23 protein-coding genes and 1 other annotated feature are annotated in these 24,178 nt (G+C 36.6%); of the genes, 5 read left to right on the forward strand and 18 right to left on the reverse strand.

Annotated features, from left to right (window positions below):
- Positions 1 to 62: 62 nt before the first annotated feature.
- Positions 63 to 346: a binding site (T-box leader), on the forward strand.
- Positions 347 to 454: 108 nt separating this feature from the next.
- From ACEN4I_RS07745 to ACEN4I_RS07755, 3 genes are read left to right on the forward strand one after another with little or no spacing between them, the layout of a single operon-like run.
- The gene (locus tag ACEN4I_RS07745; protein WP_407097513.1) at positions 455 to 1,885 is read left to right on the forward strand and encodes an ABC transporter permease; all 1,431 of its coding nucleotides are present in this window, start codon (positions 455 to 457) and stop codon (positions 1,883 to 1,885) included.
- Between the two features lie 17 nt (positions 1,886 to 1,902).
- On the forward strand, positions 1,903 to 3,366 hold the full coding sequence (locus ACEN4I_RS07750; protein ID WP_407097514.1) for an ABC transporter permease: 1,464 nt from the start codon (positions 1,903 to 1,905) through the stop codon (positions 3,364 to 3,366).
- A 56-nt stretch (positions 3,367 to 3,422) separates the two neighbouring features.
- Positions 3,423 to 5,246, forward strand: a complete 1,824-nt coding sequence (locus tag ACEN4I_RS07755) for an ABC transporter substrate-binding protein (RefSeq protein WP_407097515.1) — start codon at positions 3,423 to 3,425, stop codon at positions 5,244 to 5,246.
- 201 nt (positions 5,247 to 5,447) lie between these two features.
- Here the strand turns inward: ACEN4I_RS07755 and ACEN4I_RS07760 are convergent, their stop codons facing one another.
- From ACEN4I_RS07760 to ACEN4I_RS07805, 10 genes are all read right to left on the reverse strand, one after another.
- The gene (locus tag ACEN4I_RS07760) at positions 5,448 to 5,828 is read right to left on the reverse strand and encodes a VOC family protein (protein ID WP_407097516.1); all 381 of its coding nucleotides are present in this window, start codon (positions 5,826 to 5,828) and stop codon (positions 5,448 to 5,450) included.
- 110 nt (positions 5,829 to 5,938) lie between these two features.
- A complete protein-coding gene (locus ACEN4I_RS07765; RefSeq protein ID WP_407102615.1) occupies positions 5,939 to 6,187 on the reverse strand; it encodes a hypothetical protein in 249 nt (82 codons plus the stop codon).
- A 68-nt stretch (positions 6,188 to 6,255) separates the two neighbouring features.
- On the reverse strand, positions 6,256 to 7,050 hold the full coding sequence (locus ACEN4I_RS07770; protein WP_407127697.1) for a sugar phosphate isomerase/epimerase family protein: 795 nt from the start codon (positions 7,048 to 7,050) through the stop codon (positions 6,256 to 6,258).
- 181 nt (positions 7,051 to 7,231) lie between these two features.
- Complete coding sequence (locus ACEN4I_RS07775) at positions 7,232 to 8,773, reverse strand: ABC-F family ATP-binding cassette domain-containing protein (protein ID WP_407097519.1); 1,542 nt, start codon at positions 8,771 to 8,773, stop codon at positions 7,232 to 7,234.
- A gap of 367 nt (positions 8,774 to 9,140) precedes the next feature.
- Entirely contained in the window at positions 9,141 to 9,398 is a 258-nt protein-coding gene (locus ACEN4I_RS07780; protein WP_407097520.1) for a hypothetical protein, read from the reverse strand.
- A 134-nt stretch (positions 9,399 to 9,532) separates the two neighbouring features.
- Positions 9,533 to 10,573 (reverse strand): DUF6933 domain-containing protein, encoded by a 1,041-nt coding sequence (locus ACEN4I_RS07785; protein ID WP_407097521.1) that lies wholly within the window; start codon positions 10,571 to 10,573, stop codon positions 9,533 to 9,535.
- A 284-nt stretch (positions 10,574 to 10,857) separates the two neighbouring features.
- Positions 10,858 to 11,874, reverse strand: a complete 1,017-nt coding sequence (locus ACEN4I_RS07790) for an aldo/keto reductase (RefSeq protein WP_407097522.1) — start codon at positions 11,872 to 11,874, stop codon at positions 10,858 to 10,860.
- A 231-nt stretch (positions 11,875 to 12,105) separates the two neighbouring features.
- Positions 12,106 to 13,074, reverse strand: coding sequence for an electron transfer flavoprotein subunit alpha/FixB family protein (locus tag ACEN4I_RS07795; protein ID WP_407097523.1), 969 nt, complete (start codon positions 13,072 to 13,074; stop codon positions 12,106 to 12,108).
- A 15-nt stretch (positions 13,075 to 13,089) separates the two neighbouring features.
- Positions 13,090 to 13,884, reverse strand: a complete 795-nt coding sequence (locus ACEN4I_RS07800) for an electron transfer flavoprotein subunit beta/FixA family protein (protein ID WP_407097524.1) — start codon at positions 13,882 to 13,884, stop codon at positions 13,090 to 13,092.
- A gap of 5 nt (positions 13,885 to 13,889) precedes the next feature.
- A complete protein-coding gene (locus tag ACEN4I_RS07805; protein WP_188204354.1) occupies positions 13,890 to 15,020 on the reverse strand; it encodes an acyl-CoA dehydrogenase family protein in 1,131 nt (376 codons plus the stop codon).
- 201 nt (positions 15,021 to 15,221) lie between these two features.
- Between ACEN4I_RS07805 and ACEN4I_RS07810 the strand changes: the two genes are divergently transcribed.
- Entirely contained in the window at positions 15,222 to 15,920 is a 699-nt protein-coding gene (locus ACEN4I_RS07810) for a Crp/Fnr family transcriptional regulator (protein ID WP_407102614.1), read from the forward strand.
- Positions 15,921 to 16,031: 111 nt separating this feature from the next.
- Here ACEN4I_RS07810 and ACEN4I_RS07815 read toward each other — a convergent pair whose 3' ends face one another.
- Complete coding sequence (locus ACEN4I_RS07815; protein ID WP_407097527.1) at positions 16,032 to 16,457, reverse strand: pyridoxamine 5'-phosphate oxidase family protein; 426 nt, start codon at positions 16,455 to 16,457, stop codon at positions 16,032 to 16,034.
- A gap of 279 nt (positions 16,458 to 16,736) precedes the next feature.
- On the opposite strand from ACEN4I_RS07815, the gene ndk reads away from it, so the two are divergent.
- Positions 16,737 to 17,138, forward strand: a complete 402-nt coding sequence (ndk, locus tag ACEN4I_RS07820; RefSeq protein WP_407102613.1) for a nucleoside-diphosphate kinase — start codon at positions 16,737 to 16,739, stop codon at positions 17,136 to 17,138.
- 354 nt (positions 17,139 to 17,492) lie between these two features.
- Here ndk and ACEN4I_RS07825 read toward each other — a convergent pair whose 3' ends face one another.
- From ACEN4I_RS07825 to ACEN4I_RS07855, 7 genes are all read right to left on the reverse strand, one after another.
- On the reverse strand, positions 17,493 to 17,654 hold the full coding sequence (locus ACEN4I_RS07825) for a hypothetical protein (RefSeq protein WP_407097528.1): 162 nt from the start codon (positions 17,652 to 17,654) through the stop codon (positions 17,493 to 17,495).
- Positions 17,655 to 18,122: 468 nt separating this feature from the next.
- Complete coding sequence (locus ACEN4I_RS07830) at positions 18,123 to 18,491, reverse strand: helix-turn-helix domain-containing protein (RefSeq protein WP_407102612.1); 369 nt, start codon at positions 18,489 to 18,491, stop codon at positions 18,123 to 18,125.
- 149 nt (positions 18,492 to 18,640) lie between these two features.
- Positions 18,641 to 22,030, reverse strand: a complete 3,390-nt coding sequence (locus tag ACEN4I_RS07835; RefSeq protein WP_407102611.1) for a tape measure protein — start codon at positions 22,028 to 22,030, stop codon at positions 18,641 to 18,643.
- A 9-nt stretch (positions 22,031 to 22,039) separates the two neighbouring features.
- Positions 22,040 to 22,432, reverse strand: a complete 393-nt coding sequence (locus tag ACEN4I_RS07840; RefSeq protein ID WP_407127699.1) for a hypothetical protein — start codon at positions 22,430 to 22,432, stop codon at positions 22,040 to 22,042.
- A 5-nt stretch (positions 22,433 to 22,437) separates the two neighbouring features.
- Complete coding sequence (locus ACEN4I_RS07845; RefSeq protein ID WP_407102609.1) at positions 22,438 to 22,884, reverse strand: hypothetical protein; 447 nt, start codon at positions 22,882 to 22,884, stop codon at positions 22,438 to 22,440.
- Positions 22,877 to 23,503: a hypothetical protein gene (locus tag ACEN4I_RS07850; protein ID WP_407102607.1), complete on the reverse strand. Its 627-nt coding sequence runs from the start codon at positions 23,501 to 23,503 to the stop codon at positions 22,877 to 22,879. Before ACEN4I_RS07850 ends, ACEN4I_RS07845 begins: the two co-directional genes overlap by 8 nt.
- 21 nt (positions 23,504 to 23,524) lie before the next feature.
- Positions 23,525 to 24,040, reverse strand: coding sequence for a hypothetical protein (locus ACEN4I_RS07855; protein WP_407127701.1), 516 nt, complete (start codon positions 24,038 to 24,040; stop codon positions 23,525 to 23,527).
- Between the last annotated feature and the right edge of the window lie 138 nt (positions 24,041 to 24,178).

A 24,178-nucleotide genomic window follows, 5' to 3' on the forward strand; every position in this document is an offset into this window, starting at 1 on the left:
TTCGCTTGACGAATATAAAAGCGTTTGCTATACTTATGGCTAGTTAGACAATTGAACACATCTGAAAAACTATGAAAAGAAAAGTACAAGTTGGATGATAGTATAGAGAGTCCCGTCTGGTGGAAAGGGATCTAGAAGAAAACTTGGAAGTGCATCTTGGAGTTGTATGGTTGAGGGAATGATTCTTTAGATCATATCGGGGTTGCCCGTTACAGCAAATCGGTATACCCGTCTGAATGATATGGCGCCGTACCGAATCAAGCATACAAAGAAAACAAGAATGGCAGTTCTTTTTTCTTCGTACCCATTAAGGTGGAACCGTAAAATAGTGCATTTTGCCCTTAAATAGCTCTTCATTCGATGAAGAGTCATTTAAGGGCTTTTTTTGTATATTTTTCAGAAAACATGTCTAACGAATCTTTGACAACTAAAATAACTGGAAGGAGGAAATAGCATGCACACCAAATCAAACTGGCTGCAAAAAGTCAGTCAATCTTATAAGGAAGCTTCACAGCAACCCTTTGTCGCTTTAGGATTATGTTTACTCAGCTTCCCTTTTCAGCTTCTTGTGCTCATCCGCTACTTACTAAAAAGCCAACCGTTTGAAAAACGCACTGTGGAGCATGAAATCAAAACTGAATTTGAAGAAAGCGGCGCGGCAACATCTTTAAAAGACAAGCTGCAGGCCCAGGAAAAACGGAAGGTTGCTTTTCTGAAACAACATAGCTCACAAGCACAGATGGAAAAAAAGGTCAACGAACTTTATCGAGTGGGTTACCAGAAAGAAACACAGGAACGCGTGGAAGCTTACTACAAAGAGTCAAACCGCGAGCAGCCGATTTTCTTGAATGAAACCGCACACTGGTTAGAACAACCTCTTTGGTTTGTACTGTCTTTACTTCTAGGTTTTCCTATGTATTTTCTATTATTGGTCGTATCCATTCCTACTTTGCGCTACATCGTTAATCGTTTAGTTATGATGGTGTTCGTTATTATCGGAGTCACCATTATTGTCTTTACATTATTGTATTTGTCGCCTTCCGATTCAGCGACGAATATTTTAGGGGAACAAGCGACACCTGAACAAATCGTTAATTTTAATGCTGTTCATGGGTTGGATGACCCCTACCTAACTCAATTAGGCCGAACCATCAAAGGTATTTTTACGTTTGATCTAGGCAATGCTTTTGAAGGAAATGAGCGTGTCGTAACAACCATCATGCGCCGCTTTCCTGTCACTTTACAATTGACCTTATTTGCTTTGATACTTTCCATTGCAGTTGCTTTCCCTGCTGGAATTTATGCTGCGGTTAAAGCCGATACAACTTTCGATCACCTTTTCATGTTAATCGCTTTGATTGGAATATCCATTCCTAGTTTCTGGCAAGGATTGATTTTTATTTTAACCTTTTCCATTAACTTGGGTTGGCTGCCGGCTACTTACAATGCAGACAACATCGCTTCTCTTATTATGCCAGCCGTTGTTCTTGGAACCGGCCTGATGGCTTCCGTCGCTCGTATGACTCGTTCATCGACACTGGAGGTCATCAATGAGGATTACATTTTGACAGCCCGAGCAAAAGGACTCTCAAATAGAAGAGTCATTCTTCGACATGCTGTACCGAATGCTTTGATTCCTATCGTGACCATCATTGGTTTACAATTTGGCGGCATGCTTGGCGGCTCCTCTGTTACGGAAAAAGTATTTAACATCAATGGTGTGGGAAGCTACATCGTTGACAAACAATTTGTCCCAGATATTCCAAGTGTTATGGGTGGGGTCGTTTATATCGCGATTATCTTATCCATCGTCAACGTATTTATTGACTTACTTTACAGTTTTATTGATCCAAGAATTCGTTCCCGGATCAAAAGCGGACGATGAAAGCAGGTGACTTTTAAGTGAGATCCTATCAAACAAATTTAATTTACCAACAAATCCGTTTCAACAACGGATTGACTTGGGGCTATGCTGCATTATGGATACTGCTAAGTATTCAATTTCAACCATTAGGGTTCAAACCGGTGATTCTGGGAATAGGTATATTGAATTTATTCATCAGCCTAGTGCATCAAAAATTGCTCCAAACAGTTAAAAAAGATGGTTTCCATGCTGAAGCAAGCCTTTCTTCCATTAAAGTCAGCTCGTTGATTTTGATGGCTAGTCTTTTAGTAGGGAATATCTTTGCTTTTATTTCAGGAATTACCACGTTTAAAAAAACACTAACGACTGGCCTGATTTATTCAATTTATATGGTATTAGTTGATATACTGGTCATTGCTGTAACGGCTTTGAACCTATTTAAGCCGTTTGTATCGAACACTTTTCTACCGTTATTTTACCTCATGATAGTTATCGTGCTCTTTCACAGCTTCATTTTAGCTTTTGGGCAGAAATGGTTTGACTGGAAACCAACAACTCAAAAAATAACCTTATTCATTCTTGCATTGACTGGTCTTACAGGAAATATACTCGTCTTTTTTGTAGCAGCTTCTTTTTATCAAAACAACAAACCCGATCATATGGGCAAACGTCAGACAAGTATTCGTGAAAAGCTGATTAAAAACCAAGCTGCTTTGCTCGGACTGTTGTTCATTGCTTTCTTAATTATGTTAGCAGTTACTTGTAATTGGACGTTTAGTTATTCTTTTGCTGTTCAAAATGACTACAGTTCTATTTTACACCCCCCTTCTTTACGTTATCCATTCGGGACGGATAATTATGGGCGTGATGTTTTTACGAGAATTGTTTATGGTACTCAAATCTCACTATCGGTTGGGTTGATTGCAACAGCTATTCCTTTAGTAGTTGGCGGTATTTTAGGCGCAGTATCGGGCTTTTACGGCCGTACGACTGATAACGTGATCATGCGATTGTTGGATGTGCTGTACGCCATTCCCGGCATGCTGTTAGCCATTACGATCATAGCTTCATTTGGAGCTTCAACAACGAACTTGATCATTGCATTAAGTTTAGGGTCGATTCCCTCTTACGCTAGAACGATGCGCGCAAATGTGATGCAAGTCAGCAACTTGGAATACATTGAATCTGCTCGAGCTTTAGGGCAGACAAACAGCCGCATCATCTCCAAGCATGTTATTCCAAATGCTATGGCTCCAATGATTGTGCGTTCAACGTTAACTATTGGGACTGCTGTTATCTCGACAAGTAGCTTAAGTTATCTTGGACTCGGTGTGGAAGCACACATCCCAGAATGGGGAAACATTTTAAGAATTGGCAGCCAATATTTAGAAACCAATCCCTATTTGGCTATTTATCCAGGCTTAGCTATTATCTTACTTGTTTTATCCTTTAATTTTTTAGGAGACGGTATTCGAGATGCAACTGATCCAAAATTAAACTAGCCGGTATTCTTTATCATTATTTTCTCACAACAAAAAAAATTTGGAGGTTAAGTACAATGAAAAAACGATTATTATCTTTCCTAACTCTTACCACTAGTGTGATTTTATTAGCGGCTTGTAATGTTCAAACAGAAGAACAAGCAAACAATGACAATTCTGATGTTTCCACGGGTGAAACAACGGAAAAAACGACCATTGAATTATTAGGGTCTTCAAGCAATGAAACCGACATGAATATTGTTAGAGATCAATTGATCAAAAATGGTTTCGATGTTACCTTGAACACACAGCCAGATTACGCTAGTTTCCAAACACAGAAAGAAGCTGGTAATTATGACCTAGCTATTTCAAGTTGGACAACGGTAACCGGAAACCCGGATTATGCTGTCCGTTCTTTATTTACCACAGGTGGTGACAATAGTGATCTGTCTAATAGCGAAATTGATACTTTGATCAATGAGGCTGCTTTGCAAACTTCTGACGAATATACCGAAACGTATAAAGAATTAGAAGATGTTTTAGTTACTGAAAATGCTTATATCGTCCCACTTTATACTTCTTTAAAAGCTCAAGCATTTAATCAAGATCTTTTAAACACAGATTCTATTCGCCTAGCAAAATCACGTGCTTTCCCTTGGGAAACGGTACAATTTAATGAAACTGCTTCAAACGACACAGAACCATTAATATTGACGCAACAAATAGGTGATTTGACTTCATTAGACCCTATCAAAGGCAATGATGGATCAATCAACCAATTGAATACTAATATGTATGTCCGATTAGTAAATTTAACAGATAATGACCAAGTGGTTTCTGATGGTTCTTTGAGTTACAACCATGCGATTGCAGAAGGTAATTCAGATTACTATTTCATTTTACGCGACGATATTAATTTCGCAGCCGTTGAAGATGGACAAGCCGTTGATACTGACAAAATGGTCAGTGGACAAGATGCTGTTTTCTCACTGAATCGTGCTAAAGATTCCAACTCTGTTCCAGATCACCGGACATACAGCTTACATGAGCACATTGATTCAGTTAGTTTAGTTACCGATCTTGCGGAACTTGAAAATACTTCTTTATCTGATGGAAACGGAACTGTCAAAGAAGCTTTAGAGGCTAATTTAGAGTCTCCTATTGCTAATGTTGTAGAAGATGCAGCGCAAGTCGATAATGCTTCAGGTCAATACCAAGTTGTTAAAGTGACCACTACAGAACCATTTCCACAAGTCTTGAATTATCTTGCACACCAATCTGCTGGAATCGTCTCACAAGAGCAAGTTGAAAGCATCAACACATATGATGTGGAAAACTTTGACATCTCTACTGACATTCCTTATGGAGATCAAAGAGTCGTAACAGAAGGCGAAACATACGACAATCATTTGTACGCTAGTGGACCTTATATCATGACTCAGAAAAATGATTATGAAGCTACATTCCAAAAAAATCCTGCTTACATGGCTGGCACAGAACATGCAGCTCAAATCGCTAACGTAACGGTTCGTTTCATCGGAGATGCAGATAGTGCTTTATCTGCCTTACGTTCTGGCGAGATTCACTTGTTAGCTGGGTTAGATGAAACAAAATATGACGTTGTTGAAGGAGAAGACAGTTTATCGTTACAAAGTATGCCAAGTAACGGTGTAGCTTATATGCTGTTTAATGCCAACGGACGTGAGGTTTCTGACAGTGCTGATTTGCGTAAATCGATTCTTTACTCCATCAACCAAGATGAACTCAGCACTGCTTATGATGGGTTAAAATTGAAAGCTTATTCTACGGTTAGCCCATTAGTAGACACTGGAAATGAACTAGTAGCTGATCCAGCTAAAGTAGAAGAATTCTATCAAACGTATTTAGACTCAATAAAATAAGCTGAAATACTTTATCAGTAGTAAGGATCCTGTAAAACACAGGATCCTTACTACTGATTTTTATTTGTTTCAACCTATAGATTATAGCTGCAACTACTTTCCTCGATCTTCATCTTAAAAACATTATATATCCAGAATAATTCAGGATAACAGCACTGTATTAAAGCGCTGTTAACACTAAAGCATAAGGGCTTACTATTTCTATTTTGTGATCTCTATCCAATTTCCTTCAGGGTCTTCGATCACACTTTCATAATAGCCATCGCCTGTTGTGCGTGGTTGTCCTTGGCAGCGGTAGCCGTCTTGGATCAATTGTTCTGTCAGTTGATCTACTTTTTCTTTGCTGCCTACTGAAATCGCCAGATGTGCCCATCCTAACATTGCTGGTTCATGAGCTTCTGTCACATCTGTACGCGTCATCAATTCCAATCGAGCACCTTCCGCAAATGTTAGAAAATAAGATTTAAATCCTTTTGTAGGGTTATGGTAAACATCATTTGAAGTGGCTCCAAAATAATTGCAATAGAATTCTTTTGCACCTTTCAGGTCTTTTACCCATAGTGCTATGTGTTCGATGTGCATTTTATACTCTCCTATTCATCACTTTATATTTTCGCCAACGGTTTTTATTGATATAATCAACTCAACGTAACCGTTACCAATAGTATAATAAAAACACCTTTTATTGTCACTTATCTTTCTATCCATCCATCCAGAATAGGTTCATAGACCTCATCTTGACTATCCTCATTGACGAGTATCGTATTGAACATCGTTTTTAATTCATTATTGAAACCAATAGTTTGGTAATTCGTATCTACTAATGAAAACTGACTTCCGATAATTTGAGCGAAGGGAATTGATTTGGTAAAAATGACTTTTTCAGTTATTTTTACCGTTTGACCATTGTAGTCAAAATAGTAAATTAGTAATCCAAGCATAAATATCAAATTAAAAAAGTCGAATCCTTAAGCTAAGGATTCGGCTTTTTTAGAATCACCAATATGTTTTACTTTATGCCATTCATTACAAGATAATCGTAGCTTTCTTTTAAACATTGGAAAGGCTCTTTCTCAAAGGTCTCTTGTTCAGCGAAAGCGTACTTTACACCCGTTTCAATTGTAGCGTCAAAGATGGGTTCCCATGGGATTGAACCTTGTCCAACAGGCATAAGCAACTGTTGGCCTTTTGGTTCCTCAACCCCATCCTTGAAGTGGACCACATCATTTCGTCCTTGCACCTTATAAATCCATTCAATCGGATCTAAACCGCTGTGAATGATCTGATAGATGTCTAATAAAAACTGGAATTCGTTTCTCGTATTTTCGAAAATGATTTCAAGAGAATTTTTATCCCCATATTGAAACACATCCTTTTGTCTTGGATGGAAGTTTAAAATTTTCTCTTTGGTTTCAAGAAATTCTGAAAGCTTGTTCAATTCCTTTGCATACTCCAGACAGCCCTCATAAGATTGGTAGCGCTCTGGTAGCCCACTGACGGTAATATAAGTACCACCCCAGAGGTCGTTCATTTCAATGACCTCATCCAAATGTTCCATGACCACATCGTAATAATCCTGTGTCCCTATACATTTCAAATTCGTTTCTTTCAAAGCAGCCTGAATGAATTCGATTGGGACTTCAGGATTGATCCATTGGATTTGAATGGTATCATAACCGATGTCGCTGACTTTTCTGAACGATTCTAATACTCCCTCAGGGGTTTGAAGATATTTTTTAACGCTTGAAATCTGTATGCCTAGTTTGGTCATAGTACCTCTCTTTTTTAATGTATCCGTTTCCATGAACTCCTCTATTATTATAACATAGCGTACAACTTTTATTAATACATGTTTTTGGATAAAATCATGTATACGTTTTGTGAGAAGAGAATCCATTTAGTTGATATTCAATGTATAACTGTTAAAAAAACGCCAGATTCGTAAAAAATTCAACGTATAAATAAGTTAGGTTGTGCTCGACTCATTACAATTGTGCTTCTACTCTGACCAATTCATCTTCTCTCAATTCATACACTTGATCGCAGACTTCTTTCAAAAACTTCCTATCATGTGAAACGGTAATGATGGATCCTTCGAATTTCTTGAAGAGCTTTCTTAGTTCCAGTTGGGAAAGCGGCGAAAAATTCCGTGTAGGTTCGTCTAGGAGCAACACATTTTGCCCGGATAAATCAATTTTCAGTAACAACAGTTTAGCTTGTTGTCCCCCCGATAAAGATTGGATTGAGTGGTGCATCTCATCTGCAGTGAAACGCATGCTTCCCAAATAAGTCATTACTTGAGTGCGTTCATCGCTTTCCCCAGTTTCACTCAAAAACTCAACTGGTGTATCTTCTAAGTCTAAATAATCTGCATAGTTTTGTGGCATATATCCAGCTTCAATATCCGTGCGCTGGCTTAATGTTGTCCACAATTGTTTCAACAGGGTACTTTTCCCTACTCCATTTTTCCCGATAATGCCTATCTTTTGGGGCGTTCTTACTAATAAGTTTAGTGATTGTGCTAACACTTTATCTCCTAATTTTATATTGGCATCTTCCAAATGAAGAATGATTTTATTTGCAGGCAACGGTTTAGTGTTTGAGAATTTCACTAAAATAGCGTCTTCTTGAATTGGAATGTCTTCAAAATTTTCTTTTTCTCGTTCAAATCGTCTTCCCATTGATTTTACGGCGTGCATTTTCTTTTTCAGCAAGCGTCCCTCTGCTGCGGCTGCTCTAGAAACACTCCCTTGTGCGTGGTGCACACTGCTTTCGATTTGGCGATATTTTTCCATTTGCTTCTGGTGTTCTTCACGTTGCTTGTTGGCGACTTGAGATTGGTGTTCAAAGCGCGCTTCTCTTTGCTCAATGTATTCTTTGTAGGACAAATTTGATACAGTCGCAACTGGAATTGTCTTGTGCTGTAACAACTCAAGTTGGATAACTTTTGTTGCTGTGGCCGCCAGTAAAGATTCGTCGTGTGAAATAAACATTACGGTTAAAGGAGTTGATTTGATAAAGTGTTCCAACCAACGAACTGTATCCAAGTCTAAGTCATTAGAAGGCTCATCTAGCAATAGCAGATCAGGATCTTTCGCAAGTGCTTTTAACAGTTGGACTTTAATCTTCTCTCCCCCAGACAGACTGCTTAACCGTTGAGAACTTGTTAAACTATCTGCATCAAAGCCGAGCTGGCCGACCACTTGATACAATTGCTGGTAGTCCATATCGACAACGTCACTTTGTCCAAAGAAATACTTATCCAGAGTAAGCTCTTCAAATTCTCGATGTAAAGACTGTGGCAAATAAGCGGTGCTACTGAATTGATTGATCACCTCTCCATCTGCTTGAATATAGGATTCAATACTTTCATTTCCCATGATCCATTTCAGTAAGGTTGACTTTCCATTTCCTTCCTCACCGATGATGGCTACTTTGTCTCCAGGATTGACGGTAAAACTCAGTGCTTTAACAATCTCTTTCAAATCCATTAAATGATGCAAGGTCAAATTTTTCACTTGTAGCATACTGATTCCCCCTGTCTAATAAACAAAAACGACCGCCAGCAAGTTTCTGCAGACAGTCGGGTAATTTCATTTAAACGGTAGAAGGATGGTGCGCCTATGACGGAACACCATTTCCGATTCAAAAGTTGTTTAAATGAAGTATCTAAAAAAACCGTTGCAAAGAAACCTACTTTGTCAGCAGAATCTGTTTCTTCTTCAATTACGATTTGTTTAGATAGTGTACATTTAGGCACAACCTTTCGATTTATTGGGTACATTATATCAAGGACAGTCCATTGATTCAATGGATAGGATATTAGTCAAATATTCGATAGAAAGTTTTTTAACTTGTAATAAAATAGTTTCTAGTTTTGCCGTAATTAAAATTTTACGGTTTATATCCCGTTTTGTCTTCCTCGGTGATTTCTCGAATCACTTTATACGGCACTCCCGCTGCAATCACATTAGACGGAATATATTTGGAGACAACACTCCCTGAACCAATAACCGCGTTGTCTCCTATTGTGAAGCCTTGATTGAGATGAGCTCCGGCTCCAAATGGACGTTTTCTCCGGTAGACTTGATTACCTTCTTGAGAATGGTTCTCTTTCAACAGATGATTTTCCAAATCTGTTATTGTTTTCATTGATAAGCAAAATGACTGTTTCTCTTGCTTCAACTATCTCATTCGTCAAATCGTTGTATATAAGTCCAGTTAAAATACGCTGCCTTTATTCTTCCAAATTCATCTATAAACAGTCCCTTTTCATTTTTCTATTCCTAAAACCAAAGATCATCATCGTCCATAATAGAGCTTAGCAGTTCTTCTCCTTCTTGAATTCCGGATTTGATAAATTCATTAGTGTCGTCTAAATCATTTTCAGAAATTTCACCAGCTTCATACAAAAACTGGTAAAGTTTTTTCAGAGCTGAACCGGTTTGTTTCAATGATGTCTTTGAACTCATTAAGTCTTTTCGCACAATGAAATCGCCTAGAAAAGAGTCTACCGAATCACCAGAGTCAACAGGAGTTGCTTTTTCGTAATCCGTTAAATAAATATTAAGATAAAAATCAAGCTGGTCAGCATGACGTTTAGCTGTTTTTTTACTTAAGCCTTTTCCCTCTACCAGATATCTTTTGAACTCCATTAACATTTTTTCATTGTGTTCCACTAAAAGATCTCTAAATTCCTCCCATTTTTCTTCAGATATATTCCAATCATCTAATAGAGGAACCTGACTGTAATCCCATGTCTTTTCAATGAAGTAAGGGGACTTTTCAACAGCCTCTTCTATTCTCAATGGTTTATTCAAAGCCTCTTTCAGAGCTTCCACACTACTCCCATACCCTTGTTTAAATAATTGAGTATGAATATAATTACTGAAAAAAGTCATGGCTTCACTGTTTATCGTTTGATTCATGTTCAATCTAAAAAAACTTAAATCTGCTATCACCAAATTGACACTTCCAAGTACCGAACGATTAGATGTAGTGGTTACTTGAATTTCTCCAGCAACCTTTAAATATTCTTCCGTTTTCTCATTGGAAACCCCAGCGATATCAAAGGCCACGTGAATCGCTTCAGAAATCAATTCCGGCAATTGCTTTTTCTTTTGTGCATTAATATCATGTAGAATAATAGGTGTATAGGTTTGATCATTGAGAAGAATCAGAATCTTCTTTCGATTGACGTTGATATAGTTCGCGTGCCACGAAAATAATGGATTAACTTGTGCAAATCGTTTCCCATTTTCTTTATCCTCGATAGTTGGTAAAGCAGAAAATAAAGGCTGTGTTTTTTTAGTTACACCAATAATCATCTGTATTCCCCTTTTATATTTATTATGTAGCATTAAAACAATGTCTTATTTTATTGCCACTGCTAACTTGTTACAAGTTTCTATATCTCTCAACAAAACTTCTTGAAGAGTTTCTACAATGAGACACTCTCAAATTTATTCTAAAACTCCTTTTTAGTTTATCATACCGCAATCAGCTTTTTAACTTTATTAAATCCAATTCTGGAATAACCAAAAAGGCTTAATCGCTATATGGATCAAGCCTTTTAAATCTTTATTTGAGTACAATCGAAAAACGCTTTATTTTAATCGTTCTTATTTTTTATCCTTTTTCCAGGCTGTGTCTGAGCCATTACGCCAACTAACTCATGGGGAACATATAACTCTTCAAGATAGATGATCTCATCAGTAGATAATTGCAGATTTACAGCATCAACAGCTGTTTCAATGTGTTTTACTTTAGTTGCTCCTACTACTGGAGAAGTCACTTTAGTCAACAGCCACGCAATAGAGATTTCACTCATTGATACTTGCCGCTTTTCAGCCAATTCTTCTACTCGTTTAATGATTTGATGATCTTGTTCCCAAGTGGAATCATATTTTGATTTTGCATACGTATCTTCTTTTTGCCTTTTTGAAATCTCGTTTGAGTGTTTTGCAAGACGACCAGAGGCTAGTGCACTGTATGGAGTCAAAGCAATATTATTTTCCTGACAATATTGAAACATTTCACGTTCTTCTTCTCGAGCAATCAAGTTGTAATGTCCTTGGACAGAAACAAACTTAGGAAAACCTTCTTTTTCAGCTAACGCATTGGCTTGAGCTACTTGGTAAGCAAAGCAATTTGAAATGCCTATCTCACGAACCTTTCTTGATTTTACAGCTTCTGCTAGTCCATCTAAAATTTCGTACATAGGTGTTCTATAATCCCACATATGATAAATGTACAAATCTACATAATCCATACCAAGATTTTTCAAACTCTGGTCCAAAGAATTTAAAACATGTTCTTTTCCAGAAATATTTTGTTCGATTTCTTGATCTGTACGAGGCAAAAACTTGGTCGCTACAACTACATCTTCCCGTTTAGCAAAATCATTTAAGGCTCTTCCGACGTATTGTTCACTCGTCCCATTTTGATAAGCAATCGCTGTATCAAAAAAGTTGATTCCTTTATCTAAACTATACTTGATAATCTCACGCGTCTGCTCCTCATCAATTACCCAAGAATGTTGTCCCGCTTTTGAATCGCCAAATCCCATACAGCCTAAGCAAATTCTTGAAACCATTAAGTCTGAATTTCCAAGTTTTGTGTATTTCATTTGTTCTTCCTCCTGTTTGCTTCATTATTTATTTAACTTCTGTATTTCTACTATTGATGTTCTGTTGTTCGTCGTTCAAAGTGCCGATTAGATTATTTGAACAACTTTAACCTTAATTTCTCCCTTATACTGTACCATAAAAACAACCTCCAAAAGTTTAGATTGTACTCTAACTTTTGGAGGTTGTTATTTTTATTTTTTCATTCGAAAGGTTTACTCATCAAAACATTTTTACTGAACCACTTTTAAAAAGCCTTCTAAAAATTCGGCTGAATCTCCAATATAACTAAAGTCTGAATAATTAAAAATAGGCGCTTCTGAATCTTTGTTAACAGAAATCACCAATTCGGCATTTCCAATCCCTGTTGTATACTGTACAGCTCCATGAATACCCAAGTTTATCAATAGTTTCGGTGAAATCGTATTACCGGACTGGCCAATTTGATCATCTCCGCTGAATTTAGGATGATCTGTTAAAGGACGAGTAACTCCGATTTTTGCTCCCAGTTTCCGAGCTAGTTCTTCTGCTAAAGCAAGCACCTTATCATCAACTGCACCGCGTCCCAATGCAATGACCCGATCCGCATTGGCAATACTGTCGCTTTTAGACAATAAAGGAGTTTCTTCGATAATTTTCACACGTTTTGCTGCTTTAAAGGTCAGGTCCGTCACTTCTGTTACTGTGACTGATGGATCACTGATTTTCTTAGCTTCAAATGTATTTGGTCGTACAGAAGCCATTTGCGGACGATGATCCGGACAGATGATTTCGCACATGATATTATCGCCATAAGAGGGTTTAGTTTGGACCAATAAATCCCCATCAAATGCTAAGTTCAAGCAATCAGAAGTCAAACCTGTATTCAACTTAGCTTGTAAACGTGGTGCTATTGAGCGGCCAACAACTGTTGCGCCAAATAGAATGCTATTAGGCTGACGTTGTGCTGCCAACTCTGCCATTAAGCTGGCAATTTCAGAATCCGCTGCATCTTTCAAACGGTCATCCTTTACTACAATGATTTCATCGGGACCATACTCTTTGATGTTTTCTTCCAGATTTTTATCTGTTGCTTCAAATAAAATGACCACTACTTTTTTATCGCCGGCAATTTCTTTTGCTTTTGTAATTAATTGATACGTAACCGGCTGGATGATACCTACATGTTTTTCTGCGTATACCCAAACTTCTTGACTAGACATTTTTTTCCACCTCTCTTAGAGTAAATTATTGGCTCTCAACTGAATCAACAGTTCACGAATAGCTTCATCAGCTGTACCTTTTAGCACTGTTGTAGCTTTCGCTTCTTTTTCGGGTGCCCATACACTGCGTACAACAGTTGGGGAACCTTTCAAGCCGATTTTATTAGGATCAACAGTCAAACTGTTTTCATCCCACACACGAATCGTTTTTTGATAACTTTGTTGAATATTGCGAGGCGTTGGGTAACGCGGTACGTTCATTTCACTGCGTACGGTTACTACTGCTGGTAATTGGAACTCAATTTTTTGTTGCATATTCTCTAACAAGCGAGTTGCAGTCATGGCTTGATTATATTGGCTGTGCAATTCACTGACAAAGGTAATCTGCGGCCACTCTAAAAGTTCAGAGACAATCGGACCGACCTGGCTAGTATCAGCATCTACAGACTGACGACCAAATAATACCAAGTCTACATCTCCTAATTCTTTGATGGCTTGTGCTAAAACATATCCTGTTGCCAAAGTATCCGCTCCGCCAAATTGTCGGGAGCTTAGCAATATAGCATCATCACACCCCATAGCTAAACCTTGACGCAATGTCATTTCAAAATCTGGAGGTCCCATAGACAATAGTATGATTTCTCCACCCCATTCGTCTTTTAGGCGCAATGCTGCTTCAATGGCGTTTTTATCGTAAGGATTCATCACTCCTGCTTCTCCGGAACGAATCAAATTTTTTGTATTTGGATCAATTTTCAAATTATTGGAAACCGGTACTTGTTTAATACACACGACGATTTTTAAGCTCATTTATCTCAATCCTCTCTCTCGTTTACAACTTCTTTGCTGATCTCGATCATCATTTTTTCTAACGATCCTTCTGCAAGTTGTAAAGCTCGTGCATCACGAATCAGATGTTCAACTGGGTATTCTCTGCTGTAACCATATCCGCCTAGTACTTGTAAGGCATGATCAGCTGCAGTAACTGAAGCCCGACTACCATATGATTTTGCCATAGTGGCTACTTTCGCATAGGATTTGCCTGCTACTTTCAATCTAGCTGCTTCTTGATACAATAATTGTGTGTTCTCTTTCGCAATAGCAATTTCGGTGATTTTTGTTTGGATAGAATGCAATTGAATGATCGGTGTATTGATCGCTTCACGTTGTTTTGCATAATCTACCGCGATCGATAATGCATGTTCAGTGATACCAGCAGCGATCGCTCCCATCGAAATACGAGCATCATAGTGGGCATTATCCCCAATTTCTACACCTTGACCTATTTTCCCGAGCAAATGATCTTCAGTGACCACAACATTTTCCAAGAAAATTTCTGCTACAGGTGTCCCGTTCATTCCAATAAATTCTTCTCGTTTACCATGTTTAAACCCAGGCATATCTTGGTCTACAAGGAAGCAAGATAATTCTGTCGGAGATGTTTTCAAGAGCACACAGTATACTTCGGCCAATCCGCCATTTGTGATCATGCTCTTATTTCCATTTAAAATCCATTTATCTCCTTCTTTAACAGCCTTGGCTGTAAATCCCATCACATTAGAACCCCCTTGCGGTTCTGTTGATGAAAAGCCAAAAACACGATGGGTGGCTTGAGGCAGATACTTTTCTTTTAACGCAGGTGTAGCATATTTCAATACTTGATCAACCGTTTTGTAATGCCCTTCTAGTGTAAATGCAATACTAGCATTCCGTTGAGCAAAATCATAGATGGTTTGAGAACTGGCAACGACATCAAATCCGGCACCGCCATATTCTTCTGGTATGGTCAACCCTAAAAAGCCTGTATTCACAATACTGCTCCATAGTTCTGCAGGGTACTCTCTGTGTTTGTCAATCCACATATCTAAAGGTTTTACTTCTTTATCAGCAAAATCTGTCACCATTTGGTGCAACATGACTTGCGGCTGAGTCAATTTTATACTCATTTTTACACTCCCTTTGTTCAAATATACACAAGAATAAAGATAATAAATTTAACAAGCTAAATATAGCGCATTCTTTTTTCTATCTACTTGATTTAAATCAAGTACAACAAACTATTTAAAAAAATGATAATACCTTTTCTAAGGAGTGGAAAATTGGTAGAATAAAAAAGTATTGTGAGGAACTATAGAGGAGAATGCAGGATGAAAAAAGACTATTCAAAATCTCACCATCATACTTATAGATGTGAAAATACAAAGCAATGTTGTATCTATACTATTCCCCTATTTCAATCTCTAACAGCTGAACAAAAAGAACAAATTCATCCCTTGATCCAACATAAGCATTACTCGAAGGGAGAGACTATCTATCGGCCAGGAGAATCTGCTGACTCGCTTTATGTATTAAGCAGTGGGAAAATACGTGTATACCGATTGTCAGAGTCGGGAAAAGAACAGTTGATACGAATTGTATCAGAAGGAGAGTTTACCGGGGAATTGGCTTTATTTAAGAAGGGTTTTTACGAGGCTTTTACGGAAGCATTAACAGATTGCAATATTTGTGCCATCAAACATGCCGATTTTCGCCAGCTGCTTATGCAATACCCGGCTACTGCTGTTGACATGTTGGCTACGATCGCTGAAAGATTAGGTTCTTCTGAGCAACAGACAGCTTGGGCTACTACTGAAACTGTAAAAGATAGGCTGTTGCACTTTTTGGTTAGTCTAGTCGATTCTGAAGAAAAAGAACCCGTCGTCGAACTAAAGATGGCTAAAAAAGATTTGGCTTCTTATTTAGGAACTACCTCTGAATCATTAAGTCGAGAACTAGCTCATCTAGAAAAAGAAAAAATCATCGAAGAAATTGCTTATGGAAAAATCAAATTATTGAATGTTAATTAATGCATATCCTTTTCCTCTTTACCAACAGAAAAATCTTCTAAAGAAAACCAACACACTACTCTAGAGAATCCGGTATAGATTGAAAAAGGATTTCCAGAGTAGTTTTTATTTTTAAAATTGTATTTTTAAAGCTGGATCCACAGGATTCAACGTTAGAAACGCATGTTCAAAAATAATAGCGTAAAGATAAGGGCTATTTTCTTTACCCATCTTTTCTATGAATTTTGGATCCTTTTCTAAAAAAGCAGACTTAATTCCTTCTTCTTGGTAATCCTCACACTTTACCACACGAGCATTGTGAACACGTATGTATTCATAACGGTCTTTAATAATAGTAGTAAAAGATATACATGGATTTAGCTGAAATTCTTTTACTTTTGATTTGTTTTTATTCGTTCGAATGTAAAGAATATTTTGTTGCAATGGATCAGGATAATAATTGACGATCCTCACATTAGGCGTTCCTTCGACCGATGTTGCTAATGCTAAATAATTTTGTGCCTTCAGAATTCTTATGTACTCTTCCATTACTTCCATACTGCTTTTCCTCCTTCTTGCAACAGGTAGAACACAACTCTCCGCTGTTGATGTAGAAATCCATTTTATCTTATTTTAAATTATTCCGTATTGATCTGGATCAACGACTGCATAAGTTTGCATCGAAAAACCTTAAAAAGAGTTTCCGTAAATTCATAAACCCGTTCTCTCTATATTTATGTATCTGCAATACTTATTGCAATTCAATCTCTTTCTAACTAAAAAATTCAGAACGTGTTAAACTCTTAGTAACTACACTTCTAAGGAGGATGTTCAGAAATGTCAGAAAAAACGCTTGTATTGCTCAAACCAGATGCAGTAGAACGAAATCTAATTGGGAGTATTTTAGTCGAATATGAGAGAAACGGTTTAAAAGTTGTGGATATGAAATTAATAAAAGCCTCTACAAATTTAGCAGAAAAGCATTATGCAGAACATACTGGAAAACAGTTTTTTAATCGTTTGGTTGCTTACCTTACCAGAAGTCCATTAGTTGCCTTAGTCTTAGAAGGTGAAAATGCCATCAGTCGAGTACGATCATTGAATGGAACAACTGATCCAGAAAATTCACCAGATAATACGATTCGTGCTCTTTATGGACTAAGTATGTCTGAAAATACTGTTCATGCCTCTGATTCGAAGGAAAGTTCTGATAGGGAAAGAGCTATTTGGTTTGGTTAATAAACTACTTTCAATTCAAAAAAGATTCTTCATTAGAGATTTTTACTCATGAGACACCATCTTTTATCCGCTCATTTCTTATATAGCCTAATTATAACACAGGACAAATAAGGAGACACTCAACTTTATACTATCCGTATGAGAGTTGCCAACGGCAATCATCATACCGATAGGCATTCATCACCCACCTATGGAGGATGGGCAAATTCTGCCTAAACTACGTTAAAAAGCTTTGTAACCTTAAGATATGAGATGGAACATAAGGAAAAGCTCAATATGGATCAAGTCCACGAAAAATTATCTTTAGCGGGGTTTAATAAACAAGTGAATGCACTAAAAAACAGACAAGCATTTTTATCCTTGTCTGTTTTTTAATGCATTCATTATTTGAATTTTTATTGGAACTCCTGCTTCTCTCTTAGTCTTTATCATATTCTCAAATACGTTGACACCTATTTCCGATAAGACAAACAGGACACTGAGAGCAATTCCGCTAGCGGTTATATATTTTAACATTGATCATCTCTCCTTATTATCGAGATTAGAAAAAAATGCTTCATTATATAATTATTCTAACATTAATGTAAAACTTTTATTAGTTTAAGCGATATTATCATAAAGTATTATCATAATTATACTTAACCGTTTAATACGGGTTTAAGATCTCTTAGATACATCTATATCCTTTACACAAATTTCGTTTTTTATAAAAGCCATCTAAGTGCCTTTAATTTCTTAAATAGATTGTGAGAGGTAATAATTAAATAAATGATAGGAACAAACCAGATTCAGAGTAAAATAAAAAGACCGAAAAAGCCTTTTAAATAAAGGTTAGTCGGTCTTTTTTCCATTATTCCCACTCAATCATAAGTTTATTTCTTCTAATGTATAACGCTGATTTCAATGGTTTTTAGTATCTATATTATTCATATTATTTCTAAAAAATAAGCTTATTTAATTTTTTCTGTACGATTTGTGTACGGTTTATTTTTGAATTAAACCTATATAATCATAGAACTTCTTTGGTGAAATATGATAAGTGAATTTACTACTCATTTTTACAGCATACCCAAAATCAAACATACCTCGTTGTAAACCAACTCTTACAAATTGTTCTGATTTACCAAGTTTCTTTGCTGCAATAGATATTGGAATATTTCCATTCTTAGGGTCTTCCATATTTTTATCATTTTCTAGCCTAAAATAAGAAACTAGAACATTCAAAACAGCTGCAAGGATTTTTAAATTTTTATCTGAAGGTGTATTCTTTCCAGATACATACTGACTAATGGATGATTTACCAATACCAGTCAATTTTACCAAATCATTTTGTGTGAGTTCTAATTCAATCATCCGTTTCTTGAGTTGTCTTGAGAAGGACATTCAACCACCCTCTGTCGTCTTTTAAATTCATTGTAAACTAATTACATAAGAAAGAAAAGAAAGCCTGTGAAGGCTTTCCCTTTAATCCATTATTTTATCCAAATAAAAATAATGTGCCATTAGTCATGCACCCCTTCCGCTGATTTCCTCATAGCATCTTCCAAACCACCAACAATATAATCTACGACACCATCTAAATCTTGTTCTTTATTCACGGTATTATTTACTCCACCAAGATTTACGTTGATGTCATGGTTAGTAGTATGACGATTAACAATGCTTCTTGCAGCTAAATCACGTAAATATTTCAAATCTTCTTGAGTCATGCCCAGAGAATCTTTCATATCATCTGTATTGTCAGCGATGTCTTTCAAATCATCTTCTGCTGAACCACTACCACTTCCGGCTCCACCAGTTTTGTCATCTGCTGCTACACCTAGATCTCCAGCTCCACCACTTCCATTTTCTGCACCAGGTATTCCACCCATTTCTTCTAAGGTTGGAATATTTCCTGAACCTAACTTATCCAACATATCCGCATAATCTGCTTCAGTTGGGGTGTCTGGCATATCGAAACCAAGCATTTCCATTAAGTCAAAGTTCTTGACATTTTCAGCTAAGTTTTCGCCCCATTCATACCCAGCAGCATGTGCATCTTCGAGACTCTTATAATCTAATTTGTCAAACATGATTGTTTCTGGCATCTTAGGAAGTTCAACATTGGATAGAAAGTCTTTGGTAATATTTGGTGTGTCAAACATAACAGTTTCTGGCATTTTAGGAACATCTACACCATTTAAGAAACCTTTTGTAAGGTTTGAACGATCGAATTGAGTCATTTCCGGCATAGATGGAACATCTACTGAATTTTTGTAATTCCCAGCTAAATTAGAACGATCGAGTGATACAGTTTCTGCTTTAGTTGGAGCAGACAAACTAGCACCTATATTATCGACCATACCTTGAACACCTGATCCAACTTGTAAATCAACTGTTCCGATTGCGCCGACATTAACACCTGGAATCATGTTTGCCATACCAATCAGACCATTTAATCCGCTGACGGCTGTATTAATAATAGATGAAATAGCACTAAGAACAACATTGACTAACCCAATCGCTCCACTTCCTGCTGCTTGCATGGCTTTCGATGCAAAAATTGCCATATGATAAAACGCATTTTGAATACTATAAACTCCAGAATTCCAAGCATTTGCAAAAAACTCTGCTGAACTGATACCCGCATTTAAGATACCGTCTAAAATACTAAGTGCTAAGATATTAAATCCAATGAAGCCCATCTGGACGGCCCATAGACCAAAATTCCATGCGTTGGCGAAAAATTCAGCCGTTGAGATTCCCATATTTAATAAAGAATCCAAAATAATGAATACTAATGTGAGTAATCCGAAAAAGGCCATCTGAATTAACCAAATTCCCATATTCCAAATATTCACAAATAATGCAGCAATTGAAATACCGATTGATAGAATGACATCTAGGATTACGGCCACTATTAAAGCTAATCCAATGAAGGCTAATTTTAATGCCCAAATTCCCATATTCCATACGTTAACGAATAATTCAATTGTAGCAATTCCAATATTCACAATAGCGATTAGGATATTCCAAATAATCGTTCCCATTATTGCAAAGGCTCCGGCTACAACTCCGGTTGCACTTATGGAAGTACCGGCAAAGTGGTTGATTGCTCCAACTACTGCATAAAGAACCGCAATAATTGCGATAATACCTAAAATCACCCAAGTAATTGGACTTGCTAATAATGCCGCGTTCAATCCGTATTGGGCTGCTGTAGCTGCCCACGTATTCCCTGCTTGTAAGAAACTTGCCGCTGCATGAACACCTTTAATTACTGCCGATACGGCTTCAATTCCTGCAGTAATAGCCAAAGCTGTTTTGTAAACGGCTAAAACACCCATATAAAATCCAAGTGCTGCCGCTATACCGTAAATTGCTGGACCAATCATTCCCCAATTATCAGCAACAAATTGACCTGCGGTGATCATGCCTTGAAATGCAGCCATCACGACAGATGCAAGTACAGCAACGGCTTGAATTCCGTTATTCACAAAATTTTGAAATGCTGGTGTATTTGCCAATTGATTTAACCTTTGTAGCACCGGTTGAAAAGCCATCAATGCATTATTTTTGAAACCTTGCCAAATTTGACTAAATGTCATCGGCATTTTTTCAAAATCGGCATTAATCGCATCAGTAGCGCTCAACATGGCATTCTTAACGATTTCAGCAGTAATTTGACCTTCTGAAGCCATTTCACGAATCTTACCGATAGGTTCATCAATATAGGCTGCAATCGTTTGAATAATATTTGGTGCAGCTTCAAATACTGCATTTAATTCTTCACCACGTAACACTCCAGAACCTAAAGCTTGTGTCAATTGGAGTGTTGCGCTTGAAACTTCTTCTTGACTTGCTCCAGCTACAACAAAGGCTTTATTTAAGGTTTCAGCAAAAGCCAAAACTTGTTGGGTATTATCAAATGCATCACCTGCACGTTGTCCAAGTTTGGCCACTGTGTCAGCCATACCCATATATTCACCTCTTGAACGTTGTGCCGCTAAGAAGATCAAATCTTGCAACTCTTTAGTGGTTTGTAAACCATCATTCATCAAACCTAATCGTGCATTGGTTTGAGTAAGTTCATCCGACAAGTTCAATATTGAACCGGCTGATTGTAATGTTAAATAGGTTGCTACAGCCCTACCTAATGTCCTACCTAGATTACTCGCTTCACTGGTTCCAGCTCTTATCTCTTTATTGAATTGGTCTTGTGTATCGATATTATCTCTTAGGTAGCGTTCTGTTCCACTAATGGTGGTATTCAGCTTCTTATACGCTTGATTGGCGTCTACGGCATCCATACGCTGCATAGCTTCATTTAATTCATTCTGTTGCATTTCAGCTTGTTGTAAAGAACGTCTCAATGTTTCAAGTTGATTATTGACCAAATTAATATCTAAATCTACTGGATTCTGTTCCAAATATTGAATTTGCGTTTGGATGTCGCTTATTCGATTACTCATCATACCTAAATCATTTACCGCGTCATATGGGAGTATATCCATGGTTGCTGCTCGGCTAGCTATATCAGATTGAGTATTGGCCAGATTACTAAGCATAGTGTTAGTAGAGCCAACTTCTTGTTGAAATCTTTCTATTCCACTTGTTTTATAAACCTCTACTTCACTTACATCCCATTCAATAGGAACGATCACTGGTTCTGGTACGGGAATATCAAGTGGAGGTAAATCTTGTGCTATATTTTCACGCATCTTAGAAAATGATTTGGTTACATTATCTAATTCACTCCGGATATTGTCGTAATTTGTATTGTCAAATGCATTATTCGCTACACCTTGCATATCTTCAAAAGCATTTACAGCAGTATATAGTGAACTTGTTATACTTTGCAGAGGAGAACTCATTTGATCATATATTTCTAACGTTGTTCCTATGTGTGCCATTTTTTCCACCTACCTTTTCAGTAATTTATTGCTTCTATAATTTTTTACTAATATTCTTCTTTTTAATTCAAAGGTGCATAAACGGTTAAATACATGTTCAGCCGCTTGATGATTATTTTCGATAATAAATTCTTCCCAAAAAGAATGGTGACGATTACTTTTGTGTTCTGGATAATAGTTTTTCAAAAACTCATAAAACATGTATTTATTATCAAAAGATTGTTTGGGCTGCAACATCAGATATTTCATGATTCGCGTACTCCCAATAAAGCTTTTTTCTTTATTATTGATGAATACTGTTCCATTCGATTCCATATAATAAAAGAGTTCTTTCCTTTCTTCAGGAATTATGTCTAATTCATCAAAATTAACCACATAGAGGTGGTTCAATATCTTTAGCAAGTGATTCACCCTTTCCGGTTAAAAAGCTTTCTAATGAACGATTTAGACCTTTTTTTGTACTCTTTTTTTACTTTCCGTCTAGTTTGTTCGAGTACGGAAATTTCATTGAACATTTTTTGTGCTGCTTCTAAATGATGGTAACCAATATAGGTATTCATTAGTTTTTCATCCCAGTTTTCTATTTTAGGATTACTTTCGGCTAAAAATGATTTAAAAGCTTGGTTTTCCCTTAATCGTTTATCGTCAAGATTCATCACATAAATAAAAATCGGAACTAGTTCAGAACCTTCTTTGTAGGCCTTATCCAATATCAAGGTTCCTTCTTTGGTAATGATTTTATAATCAGTGTGATTTTTACTCACATCTTTCAATTCGGAAATATATCCCTGGTCCAAATGCTGAAAGTTTACTAACCAAAGATGTTCATTTATTACTTCAATATTCTTATTCATTTTGATAACCTTCTTTTTCTCGACGTAATATTTCGGCGAATTCTTTTAGTGCCTCATCATGAATTTTGCTTACTTTTCGAATATCACATTTCAAATCTATACTTATTTCCTTCATGAACTGATTTGATATATATCTAGCTTTCAAAACATACCTATGTTTGAAAGCCTGTAACTCATCAATTATCTTTTCTATCGGTATTATATATTCCCATTGATCCACGACTGGGCCGTTTAAGTCCTTGAGTGGTGTCAAATATGTCTTCGCTTCATTCATTAATACTTTAGCTAATGCCCTTCTTCTCCTTCTTCTCCTTTCTATTGCTTTTTTCTCCTTTAATTTATCAATATAATTTATATATTCCATATGGTTTTCAATAGCTTTTGTCATTTTTTCCAAAATATCTAAATATGAGATTTGGTAGCTGTCGCTAAACTCTTTTAGGAATGACATACCCAAGAAGTACACATCATATAAATATCTTTCTTCATTTAGGTTTAGAACTTCAAATGCATCATAAAGAGTGTATAAATTTATCCGATCTAATTCTTCTAAACTTTCTGAGTATAATTTCCAATTATTAAGCACATGTATAATATAACCATATCTTTCATTCAACATTAATCAATCCAATCAATATGTTTAGTTATCTTCAGGCACTAAATTTTCTACAATCTCAGCTAAATTAACTAAGGCTAATGGATCCGCAATATCTGCATAACCCGCCATGTATTTAGAAACAAATTCTTGATCACGCAATATAGATGAATTTTGTTTTGTTAATGGACGAATGAACAAATCTTTGGCCGTTGATTCCAGTTCTCCAAATGTATTTAAAAGAGCCTCTCTCTCATTGAATTTACTAAAGGTTTTCTTGAAGCTATTAATCCGGTATGCATTCATTGGCGTAAGTTGTTTTTCAATGACATTTTTGAATAAATGTATTGTCTCATCATCACCCATAAAATCTTTCAAAATTAAGAAAGCTTTTTCGTCAGTAATAGTTTCACCTTCTATTTCTAAAAACTTCAATGCATTGCTGATTTTCATGTCATAATCAGCAGATTTTTGTTTCATTTTTTTAAAATACTTATTCTTTTCAGTTTCAATTATTTCATTTGTTTTCACTAGTGTTGCATGAAACATAATATGTTTCACAATGTTATGTTTCCTATTCCAATATGCAAAAAAGTCCTTTATACTGAACTTGGATGACTTATCCAAGACCAATAAAAAGGACCCAACTTATGGATAAGTATAAACTAAATTCTGCTTTTAATAAATGGTTTTCGGCAA

The organism is Desemzia sp. FAM 23990 (assembly GCF_045528485.1).
Taxonomy (GTDB): Bacteria; Bacillota; Bacilli; order Lactobacillales; family Carnobacteriaceae; genus Desemzia.

What these genes read in the sequence shown, in the direction of transcription:
- ACEN4I_RS07745 (WP_407097513.1), top strand. Translation starts at nt 455, where the DNA reads ATGCACACCAAATCAAACTGGCTGCAAAAAGTCAGTCAATCTTATAAG.
- ACEN4I_RS07755 (WP_407097515.1), top strand. Translation starts at nt 3,423, where the DNA reads ATGAAAAAACGATTATTATCTTTCCTAACTCTTACCACTAGTGTGATT.
- ACEN4I_RS07760 (WP_407097516.1), bottom strand. Translation starts at nt 5,828, where the DNA reads ATGCACATCGAACACATAGCACTATGGGTAAAAGACCTGAAAGGTGCA.
- ACEN4I_RS07765 (WP_407102615.1), bottom strand. Translation starts at nt 6,187, where the DNA reads ATGCTTGGATTACTAATTTACTATTTTGACTACAATGGTCAAACGGTA.
- ACEN4I_RS07770 (WP_407127697.1), bottom strand. Translation starts at nt 7,050, where the DNA reads ATGGAAACGGATACATTAAAAAAGAGAGGTACTATGACCAAACTAGGC.
- ACEN4I_RS07775 (WP_407097519.1), bottom strand. Translation starts at nt 8,773, where the DNA reads ATGCTACAAGTGAAAAATTTGACCTTGCATCATTTAATGGATTTGAAA.
- ACEN4I_RS07780 (WP_407097520.1), bottom strand. Translation starts at nt 9,398, where the DNA reads ATGAAAACAATAACAGATTTGGAAAATCATCTGTTGAAAGAGAACCAT.
- ACEN4I_RS07785 (WP_407097521.1), bottom strand. Translation starts at nt 10,573, where the DNA reads ATGATTATTGGTGTAACTAAAAAAACACAGCCTTTATTTTCTGCTTTA.
- ACEN4I_RS07790 (WP_407097522.1), bottom strand. Translation starts at nt 11,874, where the DNA reads ATGAAATACACAAAACTTGGAAATTCAGACTTAATGGTTTCAAGAATT.
- ACEN4I_RS07795 (WP_407097523.1), bottom strand. Translation starts at nt 13,074, where the DNA reads ATGTCTAGTCAAGAAGTTTGGGTATACGCAGAAAAACATGTAGGTATC.
- ACEN4I_RS07800 (WP_407097524.1), bottom strand. Translation starts at nt 13,884, where the DNA reads ATGAGCTTAAAAATCGTCGTGTGTATTAAACAAGTACCGGTTTCCAAT.
- ACEN4I_RS07805 (WP_188204354.1), bottom strand. Translation starts at nt 15,020, where the DNA reads ATGAGTATAAAATTGACTCAGCCGCAAGTCATGTTGCACCAAATGGTG.
- ACEN4I_RS07810 (WP_407102614.1), top strand. Translation starts at nt 15,222, where the DNA reads ATGAAAAAAGACTATTCAAAATCTCACCATCATACTTATAGATGTGAA.
- ACEN4I_RS07815 (WP_407097527.1), bottom strand. Translation starts at nt 16,457, where the DNA reads ATGGAAGTAATGGAAGAGTACATAAGAATTCTGAAGGCACAAAATTAT.
- ndk (WP_407102613.1), top strand. Translation starts at nt 16,737, where the DNA reads ATGTCAGAAAAAACGCTTGTATTGCTCAAACCAGATGCAGTAGAACGA.
- ACEN4I_RS07825 (WP_407097528.1), bottom strand. Translation starts at nt 17,654, where the DNA reads ATGTTAAAATATATAACCGCTAGCGGAATTGCTCTCAGTGTCCTGTTT.
- ACEN4I_RS07830 (WP_407102612.1), bottom strand. Translation starts at nt 18,491, where the DNA reads ATGATTGAATTAGAACTCACACAAAATGATTTGGTAAAATTGACTGGT.
- ACEN4I_RS07835 (WP_407102611.1), bottom strand. Translation starts at nt 22,030, where the DNA reads ATGGCACACATAGGAACAACGTTAGAAATATATGATCAAATGAGTTCT.
- ACEN4I_RS07845 (WP_407102609.1), bottom strand. Translation starts at nt 22,884, where the DNA reads ATGAATAAGAATATTGAAGTAATAAATGAACATCTTTGGTTAGTAAAC.
- ACEN4I_RS07850 (WP_407102607.1), bottom strand. Translation starts at nt 23,503, where the DNA reads ATGTTGAATGAAAGATATGGTTATATTATACATGTGCTTAATAATTGG.